Origin of the sequence: Acidovorax sp. LjRoot117 (assembly GCF_964252695.1) — a bacterium.
In the GTDB taxonomy this organism is placed as follows: domain Bacteria; phylum Pseudomonadota; class Gammaproteobacteria; order Burkholderiales; family Burkholderiaceae_C; genus Acidovorax.
In genome coordinates this window covers 25,391-51,812 of sequence record NZ_CAXUPO020000010.1, presented here as the reverse complement: position 1 = coordinate 51,812, position 26,422 = coordinate 25,391, and the positions used below count along the sequence as shown (strand labels likewise).

General features: G+C 66.4%; 28 protein-coding genes. 14 read left to right on the top strand and 14 right to left on the bottom strand.

The features are described 5' to 3' along the window. Nucleotides 1-36: 36 nt before the first annotated feature. Nucleotides 37-1,131, top strand: a complete 1,095-nt coding sequence (gene bamC / locus ACSQ3D_RS21415; RefSeq protein ID WP_082486169.1) for an outer membrane protein assembly factor BamC — start codon at nt 37-39, stop codon at nt 1,129-1,131. Nucleotides 1,132-1,243: 112 nt separating this feature from the next. Further along, nucleotides 1,244-2,044 (top strand): MBL fold metallo-hydrolase, encoded by an 801-nt coding sequence (locus ACSQ3D_RS21410; RefSeq protein ID WP_436128242.1) that lies wholly within the window; start codon nt 1,244-1,246, stop codon nt 2,042-2,044. A 233-nt stretch (nt 2,045-2,277) separates the two neighbouring features. Here ACSQ3D_RS21410 and ACSQ3D_RS21405 read toward each other — a convergent pair whose 3' ends face one another. From ACSQ3D_RS21405 to ACSQ3D_RS21395, 3 genes are all read right to left on the bottom strand, one after another. After that, nucleotides 2,278-2,535, bottom strand: coding sequence for a hypothetical protein (locus ACSQ3D_RS21405; RefSeq protein WP_082486170.1), 258 nt, complete (start codon nt 2,533-2,535; stop codon nt 2,278-2,280). Between the two features lie 198 nt (nt 2,536-2,733). Further along, nucleotides 2,734-3,261, bottom strand: coding sequence for a hypothetical protein (locus tag ACSQ3D_RS21400; RefSeq protein WP_436128241.1), 528 nt, complete (start codon nt 3,259-3,261; stop codon nt 2,734-2,736). A gap of 37 nt (nt 3,262-3,298) precedes the next feature. Beyond that, on the bottom strand, nt 3,299-4,435 hold the full coding sequence (locus ACSQ3D_RS21395) for a JmjC domain-containing protein (protein ID WP_436128240.1): 1,137 nt from the start codon (nt 4,433-4,435) through the stop codon (nt 3,299-3,301). 55 nt (nt 4,436-4,490) lie between these two features. On the opposite strand from ACSQ3D_RS21395, the gene ACSQ3D_RS21390 reads away from it, so the two are divergent. Further along, nucleotides 4,491-5,015, top strand: a complete 525-nt coding sequence (locus ACSQ3D_RS21390; RefSeq protein WP_436128239.1) for an FKBP-type peptidyl-prolyl cis-trans isomerase — start codon at nt 4,491-4,493, stop codon at nt 5,013-5,015. Between the two features lie 63 nt (nt 5,016-5,078). Here ACSQ3D_RS21390 and ACSQ3D_RS21385 read toward each other — a convergent pair whose 3' ends face one another. The 4 genes from ACSQ3D_RS21385 to coaBC form a co-directional block, all read right to left on the bottom strand. After that, nucleotides 5,079-5,585, bottom strand: a complete 507-nt coding sequence (locus ACSQ3D_RS21385; RefSeq protein ID WP_056411827.1) for a glycine zipper 2TM domain-containing protein — start codon at nt 5,583-5,585, stop codon at nt 5,079-5,081. A gap of 183 nt (nt 5,586-5,768) precedes the next feature. Then, nucleotides 5,769-6,215: a dUTP diphosphatase gene (gene dut / locus ACSQ3D_RS21380; protein WP_056173698.1), complete on the bottom strand. Its 447-nt coding sequence runs from the start codon at nt 6,213-6,215 to the stop codon at nt 5,769-5,771. Beyond that, nucleotides 6,212-6,709 (bottom strand): hypothetical protein, encoded by a 498-nt coding sequence (locus ACSQ3D_RS21375; RefSeq protein WP_436128238.1) that lies wholly within the window; start codon nt 6,707-6,709, stop codon nt 6,212-6,214. Before ACSQ3D_RS21375 ends, dut begins: the two co-directional genes overlap by 4 nt. Before the next feature lie 39 nt (nt 6,710-6,748). Continuing rightward, a complete protein-coding gene (coaBC, locus tag ACSQ3D_RS21370; RefSeq protein WP_436128237.1) occupies nt 6,749-7,972 on the bottom strand; it encodes a bifunctional phosphopantothenoylcysteine decarboxylase/phosphopantothenate--cysteine ligase CoaBC in 1,224 nt (407 codons plus the stop codon). A 91-nt stretch (nt 7,973-8,063) separates the two neighbouring features. On the opposite strand from coaBC, the gene ACSQ3D_RS21365 reads away from it, so the two are divergent. From ACSQ3D_RS21365 to ACSQ3D_RS21335, 7 genes are all read left to right on the top strand, one after another. After that, the gene (locus tag ACSQ3D_RS21365) at nt 8,064-9,722 is read left to right on the top strand and encodes a CTP synthase (RefSeq protein WP_436128236.1); all 1,659 of its coding nucleotides are present in this window, start codon (nt 8,064-8,066) and stop codon (nt 9,720-9,722) included. A gap of 10 nt (nt 9,723-9,732) precedes the next feature. Beyond that, nucleotides 9,733-10,590, top strand: a complete 858-nt coding sequence (gene kdsA / locus ACSQ3D_RS21360; RefSeq protein ID WP_436128235.1) for a 3-deoxy-8-phosphooctulonate synthase — start codon at nt 9,733-9,735, stop codon at nt 10,588-10,590. A gap of 3 nt (nt 10,591-10,593) precedes the next feature. Beyond that, on the top strand, nt 10,594-10,884 hold the full coding sequence (locus tag ACSQ3D_RS21355) for a DUF1330 domain-containing protein (protein WP_056173684.1): 291 nt from the start codon (nt 10,594-10,596) through the stop codon (nt 10,882-10,884). 31 nt (nt 10,885-10,915) lie between these two features. Further along, the gene (locus ACSQ3D_RS21350; RefSeq protein ID WP_436128234.1) at nt 10,916-11,650 is read left to right on the top strand and encodes a hypothetical protein; all 735 of its coding nucleotides are present in this window, start codon (nt 10,916-10,918) and stop codon (nt 11,648-11,650) included. A gap of 27 nt (nt 11,651-11,677) precedes the next feature. Continuing rightward, nucleotides 11,678-12,964, top strand: a complete 1,287-nt coding sequence (eno, locus tag ACSQ3D_RS21345; RefSeq protein WP_436128233.1) for a phosphopyruvate hydratase — start codon at nt 11,678-11,680, stop codon at nt 12,962-12,964. A 198-nt stretch (nt 12,965-13,162) separates the two neighbouring features. Beyond that, the gene (locus tag ACSQ3D_RS21340) at nt 13,163-13,441 is read left to right on the top strand and encodes a septum formation initiator family protein (protein WP_056411842.1); all 279 of its coding nucleotides are present in this window, start codon (nt 13,163-13,165) and stop codon (nt 13,439-13,441) included. 330 nt (nt 13,442-13,771) lie between these two features. Beyond that, the gene (locus tag ACSQ3D_RS21335; RefSeq protein ID WP_436128232.1) at nt 13,772-14,167 is read left to right on the top strand and encodes a hypothetical protein; all 396 of its coding nucleotides are present in this window, start codon (nt 13,772-13,774) and stop codon (nt 14,165-14,167) included. Between the two features lie 106 nt (nt 14,168-14,273). Here the strand turns inward: ACSQ3D_RS21335 and ACSQ3D_RS21330 are convergent, their stop codons facing one another. The 3 genes from ACSQ3D_RS21330 to ACSQ3D_RS21320 form a co-directional block, all read right to left on the bottom strand. Continuing rightward, nucleotides 14,274-14,756, bottom strand: a complete 483-nt coding sequence (locus ACSQ3D_RS21330) for a CZB domain-containing protein (RefSeq protein ID WP_396506255.1) — start codon at nt 14,754-14,756, stop codon at nt 14,274-14,276. Nucleotides 14,757-15,011: 255 nt separating this feature from the next. Continuing rightward, entirely contained in the window at nt 15,012-16,004 is a 993-nt protein-coding gene (locus ACSQ3D_RS21325; RefSeq protein WP_056411848.1) for an Hsp33 family molecular chaperone HslO, read from the bottom strand. 208 nt (nt 16,005-16,212) lie between these two features. Next, on the bottom strand, nt 16,213-16,737 hold the full coding sequence (locus ACSQ3D_RS21320; RefSeq protein ID WP_056411851.1) for a gamma carbonic anhydrase family protein: 525 nt from the start codon (nt 16,735-16,737) through the stop codon (nt 16,213-16,215). Between the two features lie 118 nt (nt 16,738-16,855). Between ACSQ3D_RS21320 and ACSQ3D_RS21315 the strand changes: the two genes are divergently transcribed. The 3 genes from ACSQ3D_RS21315 (at nt 16,856) to ACSQ3D_RS21305 (ending at nt 20,390) form a co-directional block, all read left to right on the top strand. Beyond that, on the top strand, nt 16,856-17,659 hold the full coding sequence (locus tag ACSQ3D_RS21315) for a ferritin-like domain-containing protein (protein WP_056411852.1): 804 nt from the start codon (nt 16,856-16,858) through the stop codon (nt 17,657-17,659). Nucleotides 17,660-17,748: 89 nt separating this feature from the next. After that, on the top strand, nt 17,749-19,017 hold the full coding sequence (locus tag ACSQ3D_RS21310; protein ID WP_056411854.1) for an EAL and HDOD domain-containing protein: 1,269 nt from the start codon (nt 17,749-17,751) through the stop codon (nt 19,015-19,017). 92 nt (nt 19,018-19,109) lie between these two features. Then, entirely contained in the window at nt 19,110-20,390 is a 1,281-nt protein-coding gene (locus ACSQ3D_RS21305) for an EAL and HDOD domain-containing protein (RefSeq protein ID WP_436128231.1), read from the top strand. A gap of 241 nt (nt 20,391-20,631) precedes the next feature. On the opposite strand, the gene ACSQ3D_RS21300 is transcribed toward ACSQ3D_RS21305, so the two are convergent. The 4 genes from ACSQ3D_RS21300 to ACSQ3D_RS21285 all read right to left on the bottom strand — a co-directional run bounded on the left by ACSQ3D_RS21300 (nt 20,632) and on the right by ACSQ3D_RS21285 (nt 25,421). Further along, nucleotides 20,632-21,600, bottom strand: a complete 969-nt coding sequence (locus ACSQ3D_RS21300; protein WP_436128230.1) for a Bug family tripartite tricarboxylate transporter substrate binding protein — start codon at nt 21,598-21,600, stop codon at nt 20,632-20,634. Nucleotides 21,601-21,675: 75 nt separating this feature from the next. After that, a complete protein-coding gene (xerD, locus tag ACSQ3D_RS21295; RefSeq protein ID WP_436128229.1) occupies nt 21,676-22,599 on the bottom strand; it encodes a site-specific tyrosine recombinase XerD in 924 nt (307 codons plus the stop codon). 278 nt (nt 22,600-22,877) lie between these two features. Beyond that, nucleotides 22,878-24,410, bottom strand: coding sequence for an aldehyde dehydrogenase family protein (locus ACSQ3D_RS21290; protein WP_436128228.1), 1,533 nt, complete (start codon nt 24,408-24,410; stop codon nt 22,878-22,880). Between the two features lie 18 nt (nt 24,411-24,428). Beyond that, nucleotides 24,429-25,421, bottom strand: coding sequence for an NAD(P)-dependent oxidoreductase (locus tag ACSQ3D_RS21285; protein ID WP_436128227.1), 993 nt, complete (start codon nt 25,419-25,421; stop codon nt 24,429-24,431). A 9-nt stretch (nt 25,422-25,430) separates the two neighbouring features. Here ACSQ3D_RS21285 and ACSQ3D_RS21280 point away from each other — a divergent pair, with 9 nt between their 5' ends. Then, the gene (locus ACSQ3D_RS21280) at nt 25,431-26,375 is read left to right on the top strand and encodes a LysR family transcriptional regulator (RefSeq protein WP_235503901.1); all 945 of its coding nucleotides are present in this window, start codon (nt 25,431-25,433) and stop codon (nt 26,373-26,375) included. Nucleotides 26,376-26,422: the final 47 nt, after the last annotated feature.

The following is a 26,422-nucleotide window of genomic DNA, read 5'->3' as shown; positions in this document are numbered from 1 at the left end:
GGCCGCGCCCGCACCTGACACTTCAAGGATTTCCGCGTGAATGCTGCTACCACCCGCCTGAGCCTGCTGGCCGTTGCCATGGCCCTGTCCGCCTGCGCCGCCCTCGAAGGCGACAAGATCGACTACAAGAGCGCCACCAAGGGCTCGACCCTCGAAGTCCCGCCCGACCTGACCCAGCTGTCGCGCGACTCGCGCTACGCCGTGCCCGGCGGCGCCGTGTCGGCCGCTGCCATGCAGGCGGGCCAGGCGGCGCAGCCGTCCGGCACCGCCAACGCCGCGGCCCTGCAACTGGGCGACGTGCGCATCGAGCGCGATGGCAACCAGCGCTGGCTGGTGGTCAACCGCCCGGCCGACAAGCTCTGGGAACCGGTGCGCGACTTCTGGCAGGAAAGCGGCTTCAACCTGGAGCAGGCCGACGCCAACGTGGGCATCATGGAAACCGACTGGGCTGAAAACCGCGCCAAGCTGCCGCAGGACTTCATCCGCTCGACCCTGGGCAAGCTGCTCGACTCGCTGTATTCCACCGGCGAGCGCGACAAGTTCCGCACCCGCCTGGAGCGCAATGCCAACGGCGGCACCGAGATCTACATCACCCACCGCGGCATGATCGAGGTCTATGGCACTGCCACCAAGGACAACACGGTGTGGCAGCCCCGCCCCTCCGACCCGGAGCTGGAAACCGAATTCCTGCGCCGCCTGATGGTCAAGCTCGGCGTGAGCCAGGAGCAATCCAAGGCCGTGGTGGCCGCACCCGCACCGCGCGCGCAGTCTGCCCGCATGGCCACGGTGGACAACAAGCCCGTGGTCCAGCTGGACGAAGGCTTCGACCGCGCATGGCGCCGCGTGGGCCTGGCGTTGGACCGCACCGGCTTCACCGTGGAAGACCGCAACCGCAACGAAGGCACGTACTTCGTGCGCTATGTCGCCCCCAACGCCGACAAGAAGGAACCCGGGTTCTTCGGCAAGCTGTTCAGCGGCTCGTCGTCGGCCACGCCACCGCTCAAGTTCCGCATCGTCGTGCGCAGCCAGGGCGAGTCCAGCACGGTGTCGGTGCTCAACGAAGCCGGCGTACCCGAATCGTCGGCCAACGCCGAGCGCATCGTGCGCGTGATCGCGGACGACCTCAAGTAACCACCAGCCGCATCGCCGTGGAGTCTGGGCGGGTCCCCGTGGCCCGCACCGCTCCACGGGCGCCTGACCGGGATAACCATCTCGTCCGGGCTCCACACTTAAAACACTCCCCATGCTGCGCTTCAAGAACCTGGGGAGTGGCAGCACCGGCAATGCCACCGTGGTCGAAGGCCGCAGCGACACCCAGGTGCGCCGCCTCCTGATCGACTGCGGCTTCGGCATTCGCCAGTTGCAGGGTCGCCTGGCACAGGCACAGCTGCAGATCGAAGACCTCCACGCTGTCTTCATCACCCACGAACACTCCGACCACATCGGCTGCGCGCAAGCCGTGGCCCTGCGCTACCGCATCCCGGTGTGGATGAGCCAGGGGACCCACGCGGCGCTGGGTGCGCCGGACTTCGGCGACATGCTGCGCATTGCGCACGACATGGCGCCCATCGACCTGGGCACCTTCGAGGCGCGGCCCTTCACGGTGCCCCACGATGCCCGGGAGCCATTGCAGCTGCGCTGCTCCGATGGGGCAGCCCACCTGGGCGTGCTGACCGACCTGGGCCATGCCAGCGACCACGTGCTGCAGCAGCTGCAGGGCTGCCATGCGCTGATGATCGAAGCCAACCACGACCCCGCCATGCTGCAGGCGTCCCGCTACCCGCTGTTTCTCAAGCGCCGGGTGGGCGGCCCTTATGGCCACCTGGCCAATGGCGTCACGGCCGACATCCTGCGGGCAGTGCGACATACCGGCCTGCAGACCATCGTTGCCGCCCACCTGAGCTCCACGAACAACGCACCCGCCATCGCCCGCGAGGCATTGGCTCCCGCCCTCGACTGGCCCACGGAAGCCATCCAGGTGGCATGCCCCACGGCCGGCACGCCCTGGCTCGATGTCATCGCGACCCGCGCCGCGGCGGCGTGACCTGAAACCCGCGCAGGAGCGGCGGACGCGGCCGTGTCTTCCAACGGCCGCCCACAGTCCTTCATCAAGGCTTCGTGGCCACGGCAGATGCAAGCGCCTGCGCTGGGCAGATCAACGACGGACCCACTCCGGATGAAAGCAGGCCGAGCCCCAAAAACAAAAAAGCCCCGACCTTGCGGTACGGGGCCTTGCAGCGATGGCCGGTTCTTCAACCAGCCAGCACCTGCAGCGAATTACTTGGCTGCGGAAGCGGCAGTTGCAGCAGCGGCGGCAGCGTCAGCAGCGGCCTTGGAAGCGTCAGCAGCTGCGTCGGAAGCAGCGGATGCAGCCTCGGAAGCGGCTGGAGCGGCTTCGGAAGCAGGAGCCATTGGTGCTGGAGCAGGAGCTTCCACAGGAGCTGGTGCTGGAGCAGGAGCGGGTTCTTCCTTCTTGCCGCAAGCGGCGAGGGCTGCAGCAGCGATCAGGGCGGCCAGAACGAGGGAGTTCTTCATTGGATTTTCCTAGTTGGACAAAGTATCTTGAAAAGCCACGGCGTCAGGCTCTTGGAAGCCGCTGTACGCGTTGGCACAATGCACTTGGCTTGCACCTTTTTGGCGCAGCCGCCGATTATATTGGTATTTAGTCAATACTGACTAACACTGACGAAAGCTTTACAAGCCATTGACATCCGTGACCCCTGGTCACGGCACTCACAAACCCAGCGTGGAAGCGGGGAAACCGGGCGTGCTCTTGCTGCGCAGCCACTCGTTGAGCGTCTCGCGCAGCAGCACGCGGCGTTCGGGCTCCGGGCCGCTCACCCCCACGCAGCGTTCAGGGTCGAGCCGGTGCATCACCCACTGCGGCGACCACAGCACGCTGGGGATGTCCAGCGGGTCCGCCGAGGCGCTGCGCCGGCAGGTGATGATGTGGTCCCAGGTACTGCGCCAACGGACAAACCGTGCGTGGCGGCGCACCACATCGTCAAAATTGCCCGCGAGCATGGTGAACCGCCGGCTGCCATGGGCCCATTCCTGCAGCAGGTCGGCCACGCTGCGCTCACCCAGCGGCCAGTCGTGAAAGTTCGCATCGCTGATGACGATTTCCTGCCAGCCATCGCGCACGGCCGTGGCGAACGCGTCCCGCACCATTTGCCGAAAGTCCTCGCGGCTGCTGAACCGGCCCGCGGGCAGGCTGGGCGGCACGGGGTGGGGCGAAGGGGATGAAGGCGTATCGCTCATGCAGGGTCTCCGGTGAATGGCTCGATCGACCGATCCGTCAGCCAGGGTGCTCCGTCCAGGCATGCGCCCATCCGTCATCGCACCAGGACGACAGCAGCTCGAGCGCGTCGTCGCTGGCCTTGGCCAGCTCGCGCGCCGTCAACTGGCGCTGGTCGGCCAGGCGGCGCATCAGGGTGGCATCGCGGCCTGCGGCGCGGTAGCTCTCGCCATTGATGAACACATGGTGCGCGTCGTACATCATGCGGCTCTTGCGGTCCAGGCGCACGCCTTCCAGCATCACCCGCGTGTCGCCGGGTTCGAACCACACGCTGGCCTTGGGCTCGGTCAGGTATTCGCCCAGCGCACGCTCCAGCACCAGCGGCTCCGCCAAGGCCTTGGCCAGCGCCTCGCGCGCAAAGTCGGTCAGGCCTGCCGGGATGGCCGCAGGCTGTGCGACCGCCTCTTGCCCGGCATCGCGGTACAGCGATGGCGGGCCCTCCCTCTCGCCTGCATCCTCGGCCAGGCGCACCAGCAGCTCCTGGGCAAGCTCGGCACGTGCAGGCGCACGGAAGCCGATGGAATAGGTCATGCACTCCCCTTCGGCAATGCCGTCGTGGGCGTAGCGGGGAGGCAAATACAGCATGTCACCCGGCTCCAGCACGAACTCTTCCTCGGGCTCGAACTGGGCCAGCACCTTGAGGGGAATGTCGTCGCGCAGGCTCAGATCCTTCTGGCGCCCGATGCGCCAGCGGCGTTTGCCGTGGGCCTGCAGCAAGAACACGTCGTAGCTGTCGAAATGCGGCCCCACGCCGCCGCCGTGGGAGGCATAGCTGATCATGAGGTCGTCGAGCCGCGCCTCGGGCACGAAGCGGAACTGCTGCATCAGCGCATGCACGGCATCGTTGTGCAAATCCACGCCCTGCACCAGCAGGGTCCAGTCGGGCTGCTGCAGCGCAGGCAAGGCCCTGCGGCTGAAGGGCCCGTGGCGCAGCTTCCAGACGCCTTTGACCAACTGCACCAGGCGCGACTCCACCCCCTCCTGCGCAGCCAGCGAGAAAAGGTCGGCCCGCAGCACGGGCGCCTGAAACCGGGGAATGGCCTGGCGCACCAGCAACGGCTTTTTTTGCCAGTGGCGGCGCATGAACTGCGCAGGGGTCAGACCGCCGAGCAGGGAAAGGGGTTGCTGGATATCCATGGAAGCGGTCCGCCCCGAGCGACAGGGCCTTTGATCAAACTGCGACAATTCTCCTATGGAAATTACCCAACAATGCGTGGTCGCGCTGACCTGGACACTGAAAGACACCCTGGGCGAAGAACTTGACGTTCTGGACGAACCGGTGGAATTCTTGGTGGGCGGAGACGACCTTCTGCCCCGTATCGAAGAAGCACTGCAAGGCCACGGCCCCGGCGCTACCCTGCAACTGCACCTGGAGCCCGAGGACGCCTTTGGCGACTTCGATGACCAGTTGCTCTTCCTGGAGCCGCGGTCGCTTTTCCCGGCAGAGATCGAGGAAGGCATGACCTTTGAAGGCACCGCCCTGCCGGACGGTTGCAACCCCGACGCGCCGCGCAACGCGCTGTACACCGTGGCGGAAATCTACCCGGAGCACATCGTGCTGGACGGCAACCATCCGCTGGCAGGGATTGCGCTGCGCCTGCAGCTCACGGTTCAGGCCGTGCGGGAGGCGAGCGAGGAGGAAATTGGACGGGGCACTGCAGGCACCGGCTTCTTCCGCGTGCAGCCGCAGGCGCCGGGCGGCTCGATGCTGCATTGATGGCTGTCAGGTGCTGGAGGGTGAGGCCCCTTCAAGCACCCGACACCCAGAGGTATGTGCAGGTCAGACGCGCGAGATCTGGCCGTTGTACAGGCGAACGCGGTCGCCGATGCGCAGGTCGCCGGGGTTCGCGACGTCGTACACACGGTAGCCGCCCTGATCCAGTTGGACCGACAGGCGGTAGCCCTGGGCTTCCTGGTTGTTGTAGTTGCGGCCTTCGATGGCGTTGCCGGCTACGGCACCACCGATGATGCCCACACCCGTCGCAGCAGCGCGGCCGGAGCCCTTGCCGATCTGGTTACCCAGCACGCCACCCACCACCGCACCGATCACGGCGCCAGCGCCGGACGTCTGGCCTTGACCGCGGCTCTGCAGGACTTCGATGTTGGAGACACGGCCGTACTCGGTGCCTTGGGGGTTGTTGGGGTAGGACGGCGCGGTCTGATAGCCGCCAGAGTACCCGCCGGAGTATTGGGGCGCAGGAGCGGATTGGTTGTGGCCACAGGCTGTGAGGGAAGCAGCCAGCACGACGGCACCGGCAACAGCGAAGGAACGGGTCATTTGCAACATATTCATCTCCTAAGGTCAGATTCAGGGCAACCACGGTACGCAGGCATCACGCCTTGCAACACACCATCATTGGAACAACGCCCCAAGCCTACCCAGCGTAGACGCAGAGACCACGCTCCTGTGCGTAACAGACCCTTAGAAAAGTAAGCGCCGTCTTACATCTTCACCTGTCCTGCATCGCTTTCAGGACTTGCCCGTGGAGCCGTAGCCCCCCTCGCCGCGTTCCGTGGCTGCGAACTCCGTCACCACATTGAACTGCGCCTGCACCACCGGCACGATGACCAGCTGCGCAAGGCGCTCCATCGGCTCCAGGGTGAACGCAGTGCTGCTGCGGTTCCAGGCGCTCACCATGAGCTGACCCTGGTAGTCGCTGTCGATCAGCCCCACCAGGTTGCCCAGCACGATGCCGTGCTTGTGGCCCAGGCCGGAGCGCGGAAGGATGAGCGCCGCGTAGCCGGGGTCCTTGAGGTACACCGAGATGCCCGTGGGCACCAGTTGCCACGCGTTGGGCTGCAGGGTGAGCGGTGCATCCAGGCAGGCCCGCAGGTCGAGCCCTGCGCTGCCGGGCGTGGCGTAGGTGGGCAACTGGTCCGCCATGCGCGGGTCGAGGATCTTGACGTCAATCTTCACTGCGGTTTCTTCTTTCCTGTTTGGTTGCGTTGCTGGGCTACCCGCCGCAGTCGGTCTTGCAATGCGTCGGTGCCAAAGCCCGCCGCATCTTTACTGGTGGCGATGATCTTCGGCGCCGACTCGATCAACCAGCCGAGCCCCCACCAGATGCTCGCCATGACCACGAGGCCGGGCAGTGAGCCCTGGCTGAAAATGAACAGCGCAATGCCGTGGATCACGATCAAAAGCAGCAGCACGGGCCGAACGATACGCAGCAGACCGAGGAACGGCAGCATCGCCTGGGCCAGGTCCGGGGGCACGATCTGCCCCGCTGCGCGTGCGGCGTCCGATCTCTGGGATTTGCTCGCGGCGGTGCTTCGGATGGACGCCACAGGCACCGCTCTCGCCGCCCTGGCGGCGTTCGCCGCAGCCGGCGCGGTCAAGCGCTCCACGTAGCTTGCAAAATCGCCATCGGGCGGCGTGTCCCACTCGGGCTTGGTGGCACCAGTTTTCATGCGGCCTCCTGGATGGCAGTGTCAGAACGTGTTTGCGCTTCAGGCACGCGCAGGCGACAGGCGCGCCGCAATGTCCTGGATGAGCTGCTGGGCCAGCACGCGCTTGGAGGCGCGGGGCAGCTCCCGGTGCCCCTTCTCGTCGACCAGCAACAAGGCATTGTCATCCTGCCCGAAGGTTGCCGGGCCGATGTTGCCCACCAGCAGCGGCACGCCCTTGCGTGCGCGCTTGGCCGTGGCATGGGCCAGCAGGTCGTGGCTTTCTGCCGCGAACCCCACGCAGAACAGGCTGCCGTCCACAGCGCGTTCAGACTGCGCCACGCGGGCCAGGATGTCGGCGTTCTCGACGAAGCCGAGGGTCGGCGTCTGGTCGGAACCATCCTTCTTGATCTTCTGGGCCGACGGCGCAGCGGGGCGCCAGTCGGCCACGGCGGCAGTTGCTATGAAAACCGAAGCATCCTGCGCCCGCTGCTCCACCGCCACCAGCATGTCCTGGGCCGACTGCACATCCACACGGCGCACGCCGCGCGGCGTGGGCAGGTGCACCGGGCCGGCCACCAGGGTGACATCCGCACCCGCTTCGCGCGCAGCCCGCGCGATGGCGAACCCCATCTTGCCGCTCGACAGGTTGGTGATGCCCCGCACCGGGTCGATGGCTTCGAAGGTGGGGCCCGCCGTGACCAGCACCTTGCGGCCCGCCAGCACCTTGGGCGCGAAGAAGGCGATCACTTCTTCGAGCAACTCGGCCGGCTCCAGCATGCGGCCGTCACCCGTCTCCCCGCAGGCCTGGTCGCCATTACCCACGCCCAGCACCACGGCGCCGTCCTGTGCCACCTGGGCCAGGTTGCGCTGCGTGGCCGGGTGGGCCCACATTTCGCGGTTCATGGCGGGCGCCACCAGCAGCGGCACGCGCTGCACCGGGCGCGCCAGGCACATCAGGCTGAGCAGCTCGTCCGCCCTGCCCTGCACCAGGCGGGCGATGAAGTCCGCACTGCACGGCGCAATCAGGATCGCGTCGGCCTCGCGGCTCAGGTTGATGTGGGGCATGTTGTTGGGCTCGCGCGCATCCCACTGCGAGCCATACACCGTGCGGCCGGACAGCGCCTGCATGGTCACTGGGGTGATGAACTGCTCGGCCGCCTCGGTCATCACCACCTGTACGGTGGCCCCTGCCTTGATGAGCTGGCGGCACAGATCGGCCGACTTGTAGCAAGCCACGCCTCCACTCAGACCCAGAACCATGTGTTTGCCAGCGAGCTCATTCATGCGGCGAATTTAGCAGACGGTATGCCCCCCTGCCGGCGGGGGGCTGGCGGGGGGGCATCTATAATCCCAATTTCCCACCACCAAAAAAGACATGACCAAATTTGTCTTCGTCACCGGCGGTGTGGTGTCTTCCCTGGGCAAGGGAATCGCCTCAGCCTCCCTTGCCGCGATCCTCGAATCGCGCGGACTCAAAGTCACCCTCATCAAGCTTGACCCCTACATCAACGTAGATCCGGGCACCATGTCGCCGTTCCAGCACGGCGAGGTTTTCGTGACCGACGACGGCGCAGAAACCGACCTCGACCTGGGCCACTATGAGCGTTTCATCGAAACGCGCATGAAAAAGACCAACAACTTCACCACGGGCAAGATCTACCAGTCCGTGCTGGAGAAGGAGCGTCGCGGCGACTACCTGGGCAAGACCGTGCAGGTCATCCCGCACGTCACCAACGAAATCCAGGAGTTCATCAAGCGCGGCGCCGGCATCGGCACGCCCGATGCCGTGGATGTGGCCATCGTCGAGATCGGCGGCACTGTGGGCGACATCGAATCGCTGCCGTTCCTGGAAGCCGTGCGCCAGATGAGCCTGCGCATGGGCCCCAACAACACGGCCTTCGTGCACCTGACCTACCTGCCCTGGATCGCAGCGGCCGGCGAGCTCAAGACCAAGCCCACCCAGCACACCGTGCAAAAGCTGCGCGAGATCGGCATCCAGGCCGACGCCCTGCTGTGCCGTGCCGACCGCCGCATTCCCGAGGAAGAGCGCGCCAAGATCTCGCTGTTCACCAACGTGCCCGAATGGGGCGTGATCAGCATGTGGGACGTGGACACCATCTACAAGGTGCCCCGCATGCTGCACGAACAGGGCCTCGACGGCCTGATCTGCGACAAGCTGCGCCTGAACACGCCGCCCACCAGCCTCAAGCGCTGGGACGACCTGGTGCACGAAACCGAGCACCCGCAAGGCGAAGTCACCATCGCCATGGTGGGCAAGTATGTGGATCTGTCGGACAGCTACAAGTCCGTGAACGAAGCCCTGCGCCACGCCGGCATGCGCAACCATGTGCGCGTGAAGATCGACCACGTCGACTCCGAGACCATCGAGAGCGCCGACGCGGCCGCCAAGCTCGCAAAGTACGACGCCATCCTGGTGCCCGGCGGCTTCGGCGCACGCGGTGTGGAAGGCAAGATCGCCACCGCCCAGTTCGCCCGCGAGCACAAGGTGCCGTACCTGGGCATTTGTCTGGGCATGCAGGTCGCCACCATCGAATACGCGCGCCACGTGGCGGGCCTTGCCAACGCCAACAGCACCGAGTTCGATGCCACCACCCCGCACCCCGTGATTGCGCTGATCACCGAGTGGAAGGATGCCGACGGCACCATCAAGACCCGCAACGAGAACTCCGACCTGGGCGGCACCATGCGCCTGGGCGCGCAGAGCTCCGACGTGTCGGCCGACACCCTGGCGCACACGATCTACGGCGACGTGGTGACCGAGCGCCACCGCCACCGCTACGAAGCCAACGTGAACTATCTCGACCAGCTGCGCGAAGCCGGCCTCGTGATCTCGGCGCTGACCCAGCGCGAGCAGTTGACCGAGATCGTCGAGCTGCCCCAGGCCGTGCACCCCTGGTTCATCGGCGTGCAGTTCCACCCCGAATTCAAGTCGACGCCATGGAACGGCCACCCGCTGTTCAATGCCTTCATCAAGGCAGCCGTCGAACACCACCAAGCGGCTGTCAAAGCCTGATGGGAGACCTATGCAGCTGTGCGGATTCAACGTCGGCCTGGACCAGCGCTTCTTCCTGATCGCGGGTACCTGTTCCATCGAAGGCCTGGACATGTCGCTCGACGTGGCCGGCCAACTCAAGGAAGCCTGCGCACCGCTGGGCATTCCGCTGATCTACAAGGGCTCGTTCGACAAGGCCAACCGCTCGTCCGGCTCCAGCAAGCGCGGCGTGGGGCTGGACGCGGGCCTGAAGATCCTCGATGAAGTGCGCCGCCAGCTGCAGTTGCCCATCCTGACCGACGTGCACGACACCTCGCACGTGGCCGAGGTGGCCAGCGTGGTCGATGTGCTGCAGACCCCGGCCTTCCTGTGCCGCCAGACGGACTTCATCCGCGCGGTGGCCCAGTCCGGCAAGCCGGTGAACATCAAGAAGGGCCAGTTCCTCGCGCCCTGGGACATGAAGAACGTCATCGACAAGGCCCGCGCTGCTGCTAGGGAAGCGGGCCTGTCGGAAGACCGCTTCCTGGCCTGCGAGCGCGGCGTGAGCTTTGGCTACAACAACCTGGTGGCCGACATGACCAGCCTGGCCGAGATGCGCAACTCCGGCGCGCCGGTGGTGTTCGACGTGACCCACTCGGTGCAAAAGCCCGGCGGCCTGGGCGCCGTCAGCGGCGGCGCGCGGGACATGGTGCCGGTGCTGGCCCGCGCCGGCGTGGCCGTGGGCGTGGCGGGGCTGTTCATGGAAACCCATCCCCGTCCCGCAGAGGCGTGGTCGGACGGACCGAACGCCGTGCCTTTGAAGCACATGAAGGCGTTGCTGGAGACGCTGGTGGCCCTGGACGACGTCACCAAGAAAAGCGGATTTCTCGAAAACAACTTTGGAGCCTGAGACATGAGCAGTGGTTACGTCATCGCATCCGTCACCGTCACCAACCCCACGCAGTACGAGGAGTACCGCAAGTGGAGCACGCTGGCCATGCAGGCCCACGGTGCCGAAGTGTGCGTGCGCGGCGGCAAGGTCGAGGTGCTGGAAGGCGACTGGAACCCCGGCCGGACCGTGATCCTCAAGTTCGCGAGCTTCGACGCGGCCCGCGCGTTCTACGACACGCCCGAGTACCAGAAGGCCAAGGCTGCGCGCGAAGGCGCGGCCATCATGCGGATGGTATGCGTGGAAGGCGTGTAAAACTGTTCACTTCAACTTTGAGGATGCTTGTATGTCTAAAGGTCGCCGAGGCTTGATTCAGTTTTTCTCGTTAATCACCGTTTTATCACTATCTGCCTGCGGAGGTGGAGACGAAAGTGGGTCTGGCGAGAAGAACTTATGCTTTGACAACGGCATTTATGCGGCGAATGCCGTAACCAAGGTGGAATACATCGAATCTGATCGCCTCTCCTCGGACACCCGTACTGAAACAGGCGTTGTTCTTTCAACCAATGCTTCTTTCAACTCCGTAGAAGGATTGATCGAGCGGCAAATTAGTATTGGTATCACCTCGCAAACAGGTGAGACCAACCCGTTTACGACCACCTATTCTTCTTCTTACATGAAGATCCAAGATTCAGGTGTTCCATTGCAATATGGCAGCGTTGCCTTTGGCCGAGCAGGCACACAACGCATCCGCGTCTATACCCCCGCATACGAAGATGCGCGCCGTAATTTAACTCCAGGGGAAGAACTCACATTTTCCATGGTGGGCACCGATACGATCACAGGCTTTATGCCCTCTGGACCCACTCCGTTCAGTCAGACTACCCGTGTCAAATTCGTGGGCGTCGAGTCATTGCGACTCCCGTCTGGCGATTACCAAGCCTGTCGATATGACGTCAGCGTTAACGGTTCTTCGGTCACCAAGGAGTGGCTGTACCGTGGCCTTGTCATCCGCACGGAATACCCCTCAGGATTCATTTCTGAAATGAAATCTGGCACGTTGAACAAGCGGCCAATCTAAGCTTATATAAAACCTTGAAAGACTGAAATGAGTGCAATCGTTGACATCGTAGGCCGCGAAGTGCTGGACAGCCGCGGCAACCCCACCGTCGAATGCGACGTGTTGCTGGAGTCGGGCGTGATGGGCCGCGCAGCCGTGCCCTCGGGAGCCTCCACCGGCAGCCGCGAAGCCATTGAAATGCGCGACAGTGACAAGGGCCGCTACCTGGGCAAGGGCGTGCTCAAGGCTGTGGAACACATCAACACCGAGATCTCCGAAGCCGTGCTGGGCCTGGATGCCTCCGAGCAGGCCTTTCTGGACAAGACGCTGATCGACCTCGATGGCACCGAGAACAAGGGCCGCCTGGGCGCCAACGCGATGCTCGCCGTTTCCATGGCCGTGGCCCGCGCCGCGGCTGAAGAGTCCGGCCTGCCGCTGTACCGCTACCTGGGTGGCATGGGCGCCGTGCAGTTGCCCGTGCCGATGATGAACGTGATCAACGGCGGCGCGCACGCCAACAACAGCCTGGACCTGCAGGAGTTCATGATCATCCCCGTGGGCGCCCCCACCTTCCGCGAAGCCGTGCGCTGGGGCGCCGAAGTGTTCCACGCCCTCAAGAAGATCCTGCACGACAAGGGCATCAGCACCGCCGTGGGCGACGAAGGCGGCTTCGCCCCCAGCGTCGAGAACCACGAAGCGGCCATCCGCCTCATCCTGCAGGCCATCGAAGCCGCAGGCTACACGGCCGGCGAGCAGATCGCCCTGGGCCTCGATTGCGCGGCCAGCGAGTTCTACAAGGACGGCCACTACGTGCTGGAAGGCGAAGGGGGCCTGAAGCTCACCGCCCAGCAATGGACGGACATGCTGGCAGCCTGGGTCGACAAGTACCCGATCATCAGCATCGAAGACGGCATGCACGAAGGCGACTGGGACGGCTGGAAGCACCTGACCGAACGCCTGGGCGACAAGGTGCAGCTGGTGGGCGACGACCTGTTCGTGACCAACACCAAGATCCTCAAGGAAGGCATCGACAAGGGCATCGCCAACTCGATCCTGATCAAGATCAACCAGATCGGCACGCTGACCGAGACGTTCGCCGCCATCGAAATGGCCAAGCGCGCCGGCTACACCGCCGTGATCTCGCACCGCTCGGGCGAAACCGAAGACAGCACCATTGCCGACATCGCCGTGGGCACCAACGCCGGGCAGATCAAGACCGGCTCGCTGTCGCGCTCGGACCGCATCGCCAAGTACAACCAGCTGCTGCGCATCGAAGAAGACCTGGGCGAAATCGCGTACTACCCTGGCCGCGCCGCGTTCTACAACCTGAAATGAAGTTTGCCCTGAGCCGCTTCGCGTCTTCCCCCTCTCCTGCGGGAGGGGGACGCACCCCCTGGCCCGGCCAAGCCGGCTCCACGGGTGCGCTGATGTGGAGCGCGCCCAGGGCGTGCGTTGCGCGCCTGCGCCCAACGAGTGGACTGTGCCGCCCTGGCGGCCCGGCAGCGCCACACTGACCCACCCACCGCCTGAGTCATGGGTTCACGCATCGTGCCTGTCATCCTGCTGGCCTTGCTGGCAGCGCTGCACGCCCAGCTCTGGCTGGGGCGTGGCAGCGTGCCGCGCGTCAACGAGATGCAGCGGCAGATCGATGTGCAAAAGGCCGCCAACGACCAGGCGCGGCAGGCGAACGAGCGCTTGTCCTCCGAGGTGCACGACCTGAAGGAGGGCCTGGACATGGTGGAAGAAAAAGCACGCAGCGAGCTGGGCATGGTCAAGCCCAACGAGGTGTATGTGCAGTTCACGCCGCGCTGAGCCCACGCTGCGCCCTCTGTGGTGCCGGTGATGCCGGTGGTGCCTGTGTGGGTGGTTGGAGCTGTTACCTGCAGAGGGGCACGCACTGCAGACCTCGCGTGCACCGCTCAAGAATTGTCTGCGCACGCTCCCCTTGGCTGTTTTTATCCTTCCCGGCCATTCCCCTAAAGGCTGCCGCATGACGGGCGGCATCCATCCCAGGCCGATTGCACCGTGACTTCTACGCCTTCCGTCATCCTGCTTGGCGCGCCCGGTACCGGCGCGCAAGCGCTGTGTGCAGCGCTGGAGCGGCACCCAGCCACCACATCGGTGCGCCTGGCGTGGGGCCACATGCTGGATGCCACGGCAGACCCGGCGGCGGCCGCCGACGCGGCGGGCACCACGGTGTTGCTGATGGGCCTGGATCAACCCTGCCCGGACAGTGACCGGCGCGCCCAGGAGGCCGCCGACGCGGAGCTGCGATCAGCACTCGCACGTGCGGGCATCAGCTACCGGGTGGTGTATGGACAGGGTGCACAGAGAATCACCAGCGCACTCAACGCTATAAAAGGCATAGCGCCTGGCACTTACCCATCAAGCGGTAGCGGCCATTTTGAACCCGATACGGATCTATCCGCCACCCGCACGGCAAGGCTGCGGGCGTGGAACTGCGAGAAATGCAGCGATCCGGAGTGCGAGCACCGCCTTTTCACCGCCCTGACCGGGCGCGACAGCCAGCGCGGCTGACGACGGCCACCCCGTCTTGCACACAGGCGGCTCGCCGGTTCAGCGGTGCTGCAGCGCCTGCAGGGCGCGCAGCCCCGGACGGCCATCGACGACGCCGGCCCCTCACTCAGGCCTGCGTTTGCTGCACCAGGCCCCGCTTGAGCTCCTTGAGCAGCAGCACCACCTGGCCGGAGCCGTAGCGGTAGCCGCCGTTGAGCACCTGCACCGCCTTGTCCCACTCGCCCTGCTGGGCCAGTTCCACCAGCAGCGCCGCCTGTTCATGAAAATACTGGTGGCGCGCCATCAGCACGGCGTAGGCGGGCTGGTCGCTCAGCAGTTCACCGCCCAGACCATGCAGCCAGCGCCCCAGGGTGCCGCGGTCGCTGCGGCGCACCTCGGCGGGGTCCAGGCCGTGGGTCGTGCGGCCTTCCAGGTAGTCCATGAGGTGCGCCTTCCAGCGCTCGTGGGCGTTGATCGCGGCATCGATATCCAGGGCCGCCAACAGGGTGTCGGCGCGCAGGGAGTCCCGCCCCGAGGCGCCGTCACCCAGTTCCAGCGACGGCGCCGCAGCGCGTCGTGACCCACCCCATACCCGACGAAGAATACCCATAGCCCCTCTTGCAGCACCGCCCGCAGTTCCCACCCACCCGAGAAGATGCCCGGGGTTACGCCCTCCAAAGCGGGACAGCGCCGAAGACGCCCTCCACCCCGCGCGAAGAAGGCCGATGTTAGGTGCCCACCAGCGGGCCGTGCAAGAAAAAAAGGCGCGCCATTGTCAACGATGGTCAATGCGGGCGGCCGCGGCGACCCTGCACGCCAGCCCGGCGCGCCGGGGGCGCCGGGCACCGCCGACCGCCAGGGCGCGCTACTGGATGCCGCTGGGCCCCGGCGGCTGGCTGGCTGCGGGCGACACGAAGATCTGCGCGGCATCCACCGCATCGAAGCGGTACTGCTGGCCGCAGAATTCGCAGCCCACCTCGATGTCCTCGCGCTCGGCCAGGATGCTCTCGGCCTCCTCGGGGCCCAGGCTGCGCAGCATGCTGCTCACGCGTTCGCGACTGCAGGTGCATGCGAATCGCGGGCCCTGGTCTCCCTGCTGCGGCTCGAAGCGCAGCAGTTTTTCTTCCCAGAACAGGCGGCGCAGGATGGTGTTGACGTCCAGCGTGAGCAGCTCTTCACGCGTCAGGCTGGACGCCAGGTGCGCGATGCGGTTGTAGTCCTCGTTGTGGCCGATCTGGTCTTCGTTCTCGCTGTGGGTGAGGCTGGTGGCCAGGTTGCCTTCGCCCTTGATGGGCATGCGCTGGATCAACAGGCCGGCAGCCACCTGATCGTTGGCGGCCAGCACCAGCACGGTGTCGAGCTGCTCCGACTGCAGCATGTAGTGCTGCAGCACGTCCGACAGGCGATCGAGCTTTTCGCGCTGGTCGCCGTGCAAGGGGACCACGCCCTGGTAGGGCTGCTGGCCGGGGTGGCGGTCCTTGGGGTCCAGCGTGATGGCGCAGCGCCCGCCACCGCCCACGTTGACCATGTGGCTCAGGCGTGCGCCGTCGGGCAGCTCGCCGTTCACCGTGGCCGTGGCACGCAGGCTCAGATCGGACTGCACCTCGGCCACCGCCAGCTTCACCGGGCCGTCGCCGAAAATCTGCAGCACCAGCGCGCCGTTGAACTTGATGTTGGACTGCATCAGCACGCCGGCGGCAGCCATCTCGCCCAGCAGCTCGCTCACCGGTGCCGGGTAGGCGCCGGTGCTGGTGTTGTTGGCGCGGCGGCGCAGGATTTCGGTCCACGCATCGGTCAGGCGCACGATCATGCCGCGCACCGGCAGGCCGTCAAAAAGAAACTTGTGAAGTTCAGACACGCAAAAAATTCCCAGAAAATTACCGGCACTCAGGCGGTGCCATCCATCGCATTGCACACCGCCAGCCACCCGCAAAACCGGCCCGGCACTGCGAGCGCCCCGGTGTGACGGGCTGCGCCCGCCCACCAGGTGCATCCCCCTCCCGCAGCGCGCAGCACGGCGAGACCGTGCGAAGGCGCGAAGCGGCGCAGGGAGCGTTTCAAAGTCTTCAACCGATTTTATGCAGCCCGTTCTGGAACCGGCGCGCGTTGTCGATGTAGTGCTGGGCGCTTTGGCGCAGGCCCTCGATCTGCTCGGGCGTGAGTTCGCGCACCGCCTTGGCGGGGCTGCCGATGATCATGGAGCCATCGGGAAACTCCTTGCCCTCGGTGACCAGGGCGCCCGCCCCCACCAGGCAATGCTTGCCGATCTTCGCGCCGTTGAGCACCACCGCACCGATGCCGATCAGCGTCTCGTCGCCGATGGTGCAGCCGTGCAGCATGACCTGGTGGCCCACGGTCACGCGTTCGCCCACCACCAGCGGCTTGCCGATGTCGGCATGCAGCACGCTCGCATCCTGGATGTTGGAGCCCGCGCCGATGGTGATGGTCTCCGTGTCGCCCCGGATCACCGTGCCGAACCACACGCTGGTGTCTTCGCCCAGCACAACGTGGCCCATCACCTGGGCACTGTCGGCCACCCAGGCCGATGCCGCCAGCTGGGGCACCATGCCATCGAGTTCGTAAATCGCCATGCAATAGTCTCCGAGAGGGTGGGCCCGCCTGGGCGCCCCGTGTTGGTATCCATGCGCCGCGGGCCAGCGTTACAAACGCGTGCACGGTGCGCCAATGGCAAGGCCTAGAATTGTAAGGATGGAGCTTCGCCACCGTGCACTGCAGGTCTTGTGCCTTGCAGACCCCGAACAAAAAGCGGCTGCGGCGCTGGACCTGCATGCGCAAGCAGCTACGCTTTCGATAGCAGAAGACACCCCTGCCCTGCCGGACGGCGCTGGCGACCTGCCCGGGCGCCCCGCGCGGCCCGAACTGCGGCGCCACACCGACATGGCGCGGCGCTCGCCCGCCACTGCAGAGGGCCGCGCCGTATTGGTCCATGCGATTGCGCACATCGAATTCAACGCCATCAACCTGGCCCTGGACGCCGTCTGGCGCTTTGGCGGCATGCCGCGTGCGTACTACCTGGACTGGATGCTGGTGGCGGCCGAGGAAGCGCGGCACTTCAGGCTGCTGCGCGACCACTTGCGCAGGCAGGGGCACGACTACGGCGACTTTCCGGCCCACCAGGGCCTGTGGACGATGTGCGAGAAGACCGGCCACGACATCCTGGCGCGCATGGCGCTGGTGCCGCGCACGCTGGAGGCCCGGGGGCTGGACGCCACGCCGCAGATCCAGGCCAAGCTGCGCCAGGTGGGCGCGCCGGACGCCCTGGAGGCCGTGGCCATCCTGGACATCATCCTGCGGGACGAGGTCGGCCATGTGGCCATCGGCAACCACTGGTACCGCTGGCTGTGCGAGCGTGCGGGGCACGACCCTGAAACCCTCTATGGCACCCTGGTCACCCAGTACGAAGCCCCGCGCCTGAAACCCCCTTTCAACGAAACCGCGCGCCGCAAGGCAGGCTTTACCGACAACGAATTGCGCTGGCTGCAGCAGATCTGACCCCGGCCACGACGGGCCCGGCGATCGCTCCTACAATGCGCCGCGCCCGCGCCGCTGACACCCGCCTCTCTTTCTTTCATACTCTACCCATGACTTCACCCACTGCTCCCGGCGCCCCTCCCTCCCCTCCGCCACCCGGCAGCCAGGCTTCGGTCGCGATGATCGCGCGGCAGGCCATCGTGAATGCGCAGCAGGTCGTGGTGGGCTACGAACTGTTCAACCGCTCGCGCACCGGCGCCGCGCACACTGCGGCCACCGACGTGATCCTGGTGTTCACCGCGCTCTCGCACGCGGGCACCGAAGAGCTGGTGGGCAAGAAGCTGATCTTCGTCAATTGCACGCACGAAAGCCTCTCGGGCGGCCACCTCGAGCTGCTGGACCCGGACAAGGTGGTGCTGGAGATACCGCCCCTGGGCCACGCTGCAGCGGACGAAGTCGCCACGCGCATGCCGATCCTGGCCGAGCTGCGCGAGCGTGGCTTTCACCTCGCGTTCAACCACACGGTGCTGCAGTCGGCCTACGCCCCCTGGCTGCCGCTGGCCGACTACATCAAGCTCGACCTCTCCGTGCTGGCCCATGACCAGCTGGCCGTGCTCATCAGCTATGCAGGACGCAACTCCAAGGCCGAGCTGATCGCCGAGAAGGTCGAAACCGCCCAGCAGTACGACATGGTGTCCAGCCAGGGCGTGCAGCTGTTCCAGGGCTACTGGTTCGCGCGCCCGGCGCTGGTCGAGGCCAAGCTGCTCGCGCCCTCGCAGGCCGCCATCATCGAGCTCATCAACCAGGTGCGCAAGCAGGCCAGCACGGACGACATCGAGGAGACGCTCAAGAAGGACGCGGGCCTCGCCTTCAACCTCATGCGCCTGATCAACTCGGCCGGTTTCGGCCTGTCGCGCGAGGTCACGTCCTTCCGCCAGGCGGTGATGCTCATGGGCCTCAAAAAGCTGTTCCGCTGGGCGGCCCTGCTGCTGACGGCCTCGCGCGCTGGCGGCACGCCGTCGTCCGTGGGCCAGACCGCCGTGGAGCGCGGCCGCCTGATGGAGCTGCTGGCGCTGGAGACGCTGCCGCCAGAAGAAGCCGACCAGGCCTTCGTCGTGGGCATCTTCTCGCTGCTGGATGTGATGCTGTCCATGCCCATGGAGTCGGCGCTCGGCCTGCTCAACGTGCCGGAGCCCGTGGCGGCGGCCTTGCTGCGCCGCGAAGGCTTTCTGGGCGACCTGCTCACGCTGGCCGAGGCGTGCGAGTCGAGCGACGACGCCGCCTTCGACCGCACCGCCGGCCTGCTGCACCTGACCAGCCAGCAGATCAACTTCGCCCACCTGCAGGCCCTGGCCTGGGCAGACCAGGTCACGGCATGACGCAGCGCCCGCACCCCTGCAAACCAGTGCTGGGCTGCGGCGGCTGTGGGGTCTAGAATCAACGCAGCCCCGAAAACCCTACCGCAGACCCCATGTCCAGCTCATCCGAACAAGACGCCCCCGAAGCAGTTGCTCCTGCGGTCGAACCCGTCGACGAGAACATTGCCATCATTGCGCGTCAGGCCATCGTGGACGAGACCCGCGCGGTCTACGGCTACGAGCTGTTCGACCGCTCCACCGCCTCCGATGCGCACACCGCCGCCAGCGACGCGGCCCTGCTCTTCAACGCCCTGTCGTACGCGGGCACCGAAGCGCTGGTGGGCAAGAAGACGGTGTTCATCAACTGCACGCACGACAGCCTCTCGGGCGGCCACCTGGAGCTGATCCACCCCGAAAAGGTGGTGCTGGAAGTGCCCCCGCTGCCCGACGGCGCCACGCCGGAAGAAATCGAAGGCCGCCTGCCCACGCTCGAAGCCCTGCGCACCCGCGGCTTTCGCCTGGCTTTCGACCAGCAGGCCCTGCGCCGCGCCTACACCAGCTGGCTGCCGCTGGCGGCGTTCATCAAGCTGGACATGATGGCGTTCAAGCCCGAGCTGGCCACACCGCTGGTCAAGTTCGCCACCACCCACAGCAAGGCCACCCTGGTCGCTGAAAAGGTGGAAACCGCCGAGCAGTACGAACTGATGCGCGGCCTGGGCGTGAAGCTGTTCCAGGGTTTCTGGTTCGCCAAGCCCTCGCTGGTCAAGGCCACCACCATCCGTCCGTCGCAGGCCACCATCATCCAGCTGATCAACCTGGTGCGCAAACAGGCCACGACGGCCGAGATCGAAGACCTGCTCAAGAAAGACCCCACGCTGTCTTTCAACCTGCTGCGTTTCATCAATTCATCGGGGTTCGGCCTGTCGTGCGAGATCACCTCGTTCCGCCACGCAGTGATGATCCTGGGGCTCAAGAAGCTGTTCCGCTGGGCGGCCCTGCTGATGACCACCACCCGCGCGGGCGGTGCGCCGCCGGCCGTGGGCCAGACCGCCGTGGTGCGCGGCCGCCTGATGGAGCTGCTGGCCGCCGAACTGCTGCCGCCCGAAGAATGCGACAACGCCTTCGTGGTGGGCGTGTTCTCGCTGCTGGACACCATGCTGGGCGTCCCCCTGGAAAAGGCCCTGGAGTCCGTCGCCCTGCCCGAGCCCGTGATGGACGCGCTGCTGCGCCGCACGGGCGTGTTCGCGCCGTTCCTGGAGCTGACCATTGCCTGCGAAAGCGGCGACGAAGTGGCGTTTGCCAAGAACGCCGATGCACTGCACCTGTCCAACCGCCAGGTCAACTGGGCCCACCTGCAGGCGCTGACCTGGGCCGAAGGCTTGAACGACGAGTAGGCCTATCAAGCGCAGCGTGAGCGCTTCGGCGCCGTGGCAAGCGCTTGTCCCCCCTGCAAAAAGCCCTGCTCGCCAGGGCTTTTTGCATTTTGCTTTCTGCTTTTTGCGATGTCTTCCAGTGCATCTGGCAGCGTGGCGCGTGGCAGTTGCTGCAGCGCTGCCACGTGACCCACCCGCAAGCACCGCCGCCGGTCCGGCGGCGGTGCTTGCCAGTGCATCCACTCATCAATCCATCAATCCATCAATCGAGTTCCAGCTTGCGCTCGCGGATGAGCCGGGCCCATTTCTCGTTCTCGCCCTTCACGAAGCTGAAGAACTCCACCGGACCCAGCGAATGCACTTCGGAGCCCGTGGCCGCGAACTTGGCCTTGATGTCCGCTTGCGCCAGCACCTTGGCAAGCTCGGCGCTGAGTCTGTCCACCACCTCCTTGGGCAGGCCCGCAGGACCGACCAGGCCCTGGAAGCCCACCGACTCCATCGCGCCCAGGCCCAGCTCGCCCACCGTGGGCACATCGGGCAGTTGCGGGTCGGGCCGGGGCCCGGTCACGGCCAGCGCCTTGAGCTTGCCGCCCTTGATCTGCGGCAGCAGCACCGGCCCCGCATCGATGAGCAGCTGCGTCTGCCCGCCGATCAGGTCCTGCACCGCCGGCGCGCTGCCCTTGTAGGGCACATGCGTCACATCGAGGCCGGTGGCCTGGTTCATGAGCTCGCCGTTCAGGTGGGTGGACGTGCCCGCGCCGCCCGACGCGAAGTTCACCTTGCCGGCGTTGGCCTTGGCCCAGGCCACCCAGTCCTTGAGGTCCTTGGCAGGGTGGTCCAGGCGTGTCACGGCGATGTAGCTTCCCTGGCTGATCTGCCCGATGTAGCTGAACTGCCTGAGCGGCTCGTAAGGCATCTTGCGCTGCAGGTAGGGCGCGATGGCGAACGGCCCGGTGTTGGCCAGCAGGATGGTGTAGCCGTCGGGCGCTGCGCGCGTGAGCTCGGTCGCGGCCAGCATGCCGCCCGCGCCCGGCTTGTAGTCGACCACGATCTGCTGCTTGAGCGCCTCCTGCAGCGGCACCTGCACCGTGCGGGCGGCAAAGTCGATGCCGCCGCCCGGCGGGTAGCCCACGATGAGGCGGATGGGCTTGGCCGAGGGCCAGCCCTGGGCCATGGACAGGGTGGCCAACCCCAGCAGCAACGCGCCAGCCATCAGTTTCTTCTTCTTCATGCTTTTGTCTCCTTGTGTTGTTGTGTGAAATCAGACCTGGCACTGCAATGCCCCGCAACGCAACGCAGCGCTGCGTCACCCGCGCGGATGGTGCTCCGAATGCAGCACCTTGAGCCGCTCCCGCGCCACGTGGGTGTAGATGGTGGTCGTGGAGATATCGGCGTGCCCCAGCAGCAGCTGCACCACGCGCAGGTCGGCGCCGTGGTTGAGCAGGTGGGTGGCAAAGGCATGGCGCAGCGTGTGGGGCGACAGCGGCACGGTGATGCCCGCCACGGCCGCCCATTTCTTGACGATGACCCAGAACATCGCCCGCGTCATGCCGCTGCCGCGCTGCGTCACGAAGAGGTCGTCCGTCTGCTGGCCCGAGAGGATGGCGCCGCGCGCCTCCTGCAGGTATTGGTTCAGCCACTGGCGGGCCACCTCGCCAAAGGGCACCAGGCGCTCCTTGCCGCCCTTGCCCATCACGCGCAGCACGCCTTCGGCCAGGCCCAGCTGAAAGGTCTTGAGCGTCACGAGTTCGGTCACGCGCAGGCCGCTGGCGTACATCAGCTCCAGCATGGTGCGGTCGCGCACGCCCAGCGGGTTGCCCAGGTCGGGCGCGTTCAGCAGCGCCTCTACCTGCGCTTGCGACAGGGTCTTGGGCACGCGCAGGGGCTGGCGGGCGGCCGTGAGCCGCACCGTGGGGTCGGCCGTGATGCGGCGCTCGCGCAGCGCCCAGTGGAAGTAGCGGCGCAGCACCGTGAGCCGCCGGTTGGCGGTGGTGGCCCGGGTCTCTGCGTGCCGCGCTGCAAAGTAGCCGTTCAGGTGGCGTTCGGCCGTCTCGTCCAGCGCCACGGCGGGCTGCTGCGCGGCCAGCCACTGCGCGTACAGGGTAAGGTCGCGCCGGTAGGCCGCCAGGGTGTTGCGCGACAGGCCGTCCTCCAGCCACAACGCGTCGATGAATGCATCGATGGCGGAGTCGCCCGCACGACCCTGCCCGGTGGCGGCGAGGGCCGTCATCGAGCCCACGCGTACCCCCTGCGCGGCGGGGTGAGGTCACCCAGGACGGGGCAGATGCTGTGGTGGTGCGAATGGTGGTCCGCTGCGAAATCGGGGGTGGTCATGGTCAGGCTCTGGGGCTTGGCCATGATAGCGATGCAGCGGCCGCCTTGGCCAACCTGCATGCCACTGGCACGCCCTGCCAGGCGCGACGCCGGGCCCAAGTTGTTCAGGGGTACCGGTTCAGGCGGGTCGCACCCCTGCGTTGGGCGGGGGCTGGGCTGTTGCAGGCGTTCCGATCATCTCGCCGCATCGAGGCTGGGCGCGTAGCCGAAGGCCTGCACCGGCTTTTCGGCGGTTTCCACCCAGACGCTTTTGACCTGGGTGTATTCGTGCAGCGCCTCGATGCCGGAAGATCGGCCATACCCGCTCGCGCCATAGCCGCCGAAAGGGGCCGCGACGTTGATGACCTTGTACATGTTGACCCAGAAGGTGCCTGCGTTGACCTTCGACGCAACGCGGTAGGCGCGGCCGATGTCCTGCGTCCAGACGGCTCCGGCCAGCCCGAAGTCGCTGTCGTTGGCGATGGCGATCGCCTCTTCCTCGGTGTCGAACGGGATCGCCACCAGCACCGGCCCGAAGATTTCGGTCTGCGCCACGTCCATCCGGTTGTGCACGTTCTTCAGCACCGTGGGACGCACCCAGTAGCCACCTTCGGCGGGCTGGCCGTCGCAGCCTTGCGCGACTTCGGCGCCGTCCCGAAGGCCCGAGCGGATCATGTCCAGCACATGCTGGTACTGCCGGGCGTTGTGGATCGGACCGATGTCGGTCGCGGCAGAGGCCGGGTCGCCCATCTGGATCTGCGCGGCGCCGTCGGCCACCATTTTCACGAAGCGTTCGTAGATGCTGCGCTGAACCAGCAAGCGCGAGCCCGCGACGCAGCTTTGGCCCGCGTTGCCAAAGATGGCCGCCTGGGCGCCGATGGCTGCGCGCTCCAGGTGAGCGTCCTCGAACACGATGTTGGCCGATTTGCCACCCAGCTCCAGCACGCAGGGAATGCCGCGCTGCGCCGCCGCTGCGGCGACCTTGCCACCGGTCGCTGGCGAACCGACGAACACAACCTTCTTCACCGCACGGTTCATCAACGCGTGCTGACCGGTGGTGTGGCCAAAGCCGGCCAGTACCGACAGCACACCCCGGGGAACGCCCGCCTTTTCGATCAGCGATGCAAGGGCCAAAGAACTGAGGGGCGTGAGCTCCGAGGGCTTGAGGATCACCGCATTGCCCATGCAGATGGCAGGTGCCACATTCCAGCCGCAGGTGAACAGCGGTGCATTCCACGGCGTGATCTGCAGCAGCACGCCGCAGGGCTCGCGGCGGGTAAAGCTCAGGTGGCCGCTGGGCACGGGGATCACGTGGCCATGGACCTTGTCGGCCCAGCCGGCGTAGTACTCGAACATTTCGGCCACGCGCAGCGCCTCGCCGCGGCAGTCGCGGATGGGCTTGCCGGCAGACATGCACTCCAGCTGCGCCAGCGGCTCGATGTGCTCGCGCAGCAGCCGGCCCGCCGCATGCATGGTGCGACCGCGCTGCGCATGGCTCAGCGCAGCCCATGTGCGCTGCCCCTCCAGTGCGGCCTGCGCGGCGGCGGCGGTCACCTGCTCGCCAGCGTCCTGGTAGGACAGGAAGCGCTGGCCCGTGGCGGGGTCGATCAGCGCGATGTCCGCGCCACCACCCGGCAGGATGGCGCCGCCCACATAGGACCCGATCTGCGTGTCGGGGAAGAAGGCGGCAAAGGCAGCCAGCAGCTGCTCGGTGGCGTGGGTGTTCATGCAATGGCTCCTGGGGTGTCAGGCCGCAGCCAGGGCGTTGCGGGTGCCGAGTTCGACGATGCGGTTGAAGTCTTCGGCGTCGCCGATGGAGTCGGCGCTCTGCGCCCACAGCTCGGCCACGCGCCGCGTCAGCGGCAGGTCCAGCCCCACGCCTGCGGTGAGCTCCTGGGCCAGCCGCACGTCCTTGCGCATGAGCTGCATGGTGAAGCCGGAGTCGAACTTGCCGTTCATCACCCACGTCGGAAAGTTGTGCTCGGTCACGAAGCTTCGGCCCGAGCCTGCGTTGACGCCCTGCAGCACCTGCTCCACCGGCACGCCGGCGGCTGCGGCCAGGCGGGTGACCTCGCCCGCGACCAGCAGGTGGGCCGCGGCCAACAGGTTGTTGGCGATCTTGGCGACGTGCCCGGCACCCACCGGGCCGACATGCACGCGCTTGGCGCTCATGGCCTGCAGCACGGGCTGCGCCTGGGCAAAGTCTTCGTCGGAAGCGCCGATCACCATGGTCATGGTGGCGTTGATGGCGCCCCTGGGGCCGCCGCTCACGGGCGCATCGATGATGCGCATCCCCGCCGCCTGCAGCCTGGCTGCCAGGTCGCGCGTGGTGTCGGGGTGGGAGGTCGAGGTGTCCACGACGATCAGCCCGGGCTTGGCATGGTCGATGATGCCGCCCGCACCGGCCACGACCTCCGAGACGATCGCGGCTGTGGGCAGCGACAGGACGACCATTTCGGCCGCTGCCACCACCTCTCCGATGGAATCGACCACGCGGATGCCGTCGGCCGCCAGCTGGGCGCGAACGGCGCTCGCGGCATCGGTGCCCACCACCTCGTAGCCGCCGCGCTGCAGCGACAGGGCCATGCCGCGCCCCATGTTGCCCAGTCCAATGATGCCGATGGTTTTCATGCCGTATCTCCGTGTGAATGGCGTTGCGTGCCGATGGCAGGAATCTTCGCGCCGGCCCTTGAGTTCATCAATGTCAACACCAGTAGAATTTCGTTGACTACAAGGCAACAAAATCCCATGACCACGATGGCTGATCTGGCGGCGGGCTTCATCGACGACCGCCGCGTGCGCTACCTGTACGAGGCGTCGGTCTCCGGTTCGGTCCGGGCTGCGGCCGACAAGATGGACATGAACCCGTCGGTGGTCAGCCGGCAGATCGCGCAGCTGGAGGCCGAGCTGGCGGTCACGCTGATCGAGCGCCTGGGCCGTGGCGTGCGACCCACCGAGGCCGGGCAGATGGTGTGCGACTACTACCGCCAGCATCGGGCGCATCAGGACGACCTGATCGTCAAGCTGCAGGAACTGCGCGGACTTGCGCGCGGACACATCGACCTGGTGCTGGGGGAAGGCTTCGTCAGCGACCTCATGGACGAGCCGCTGCAGGACTTCTGGCGGCGCCATCCGCGCCTGACGGTCAACCTCAGCCTGGCCGGCACCAACGACGTTCTGCGCCGCGTCAGCGAGGATGCTGCACACATCGGGCTGGTCTACAACCCGCCACCCACGCCAGGCATCCGCTCGCGCGCGGCGGTGCGCCAGCCGATGTGCGCCATCGTGGTGCCGGACCATCCACTGACCCGGCTGCAGCGCCAGCCCCTTTTCAAGCAGCTGGCAGAGCATCCGCTGGCCCTGATGCATGGCTCTTACGGCACGCGCCAGATCGTGGCGCTGGCAGAGCAGATGGAAACGCTGAGGCTGGTGCCAAAGCTCACCACCGATTCGATCTCGGTGGTCAAGCATTTCTGCAAGGCGCAACTGGGGGTGGGGCTGCTGCCTGCCTTCGCCGTGTCGCAGGAAACGCAGGCCGGCGACCTGGTGGCCATTCCGATCGATCAGGCGGTGCTGGCCAGCGCCGAAGCCCACATCATCACGCGGCTGGGTCGCAGCCTGCCGGCCGCCGCCAACCAGCTGCTGCTGCAGCTCATTGCCACCATGCGGGCCTTTCGCAAGACCAGGACCTGAGCGCCGGCTGCGCAGCGCCGGGAGGCAGAGCGATCAGGCCCGATCCG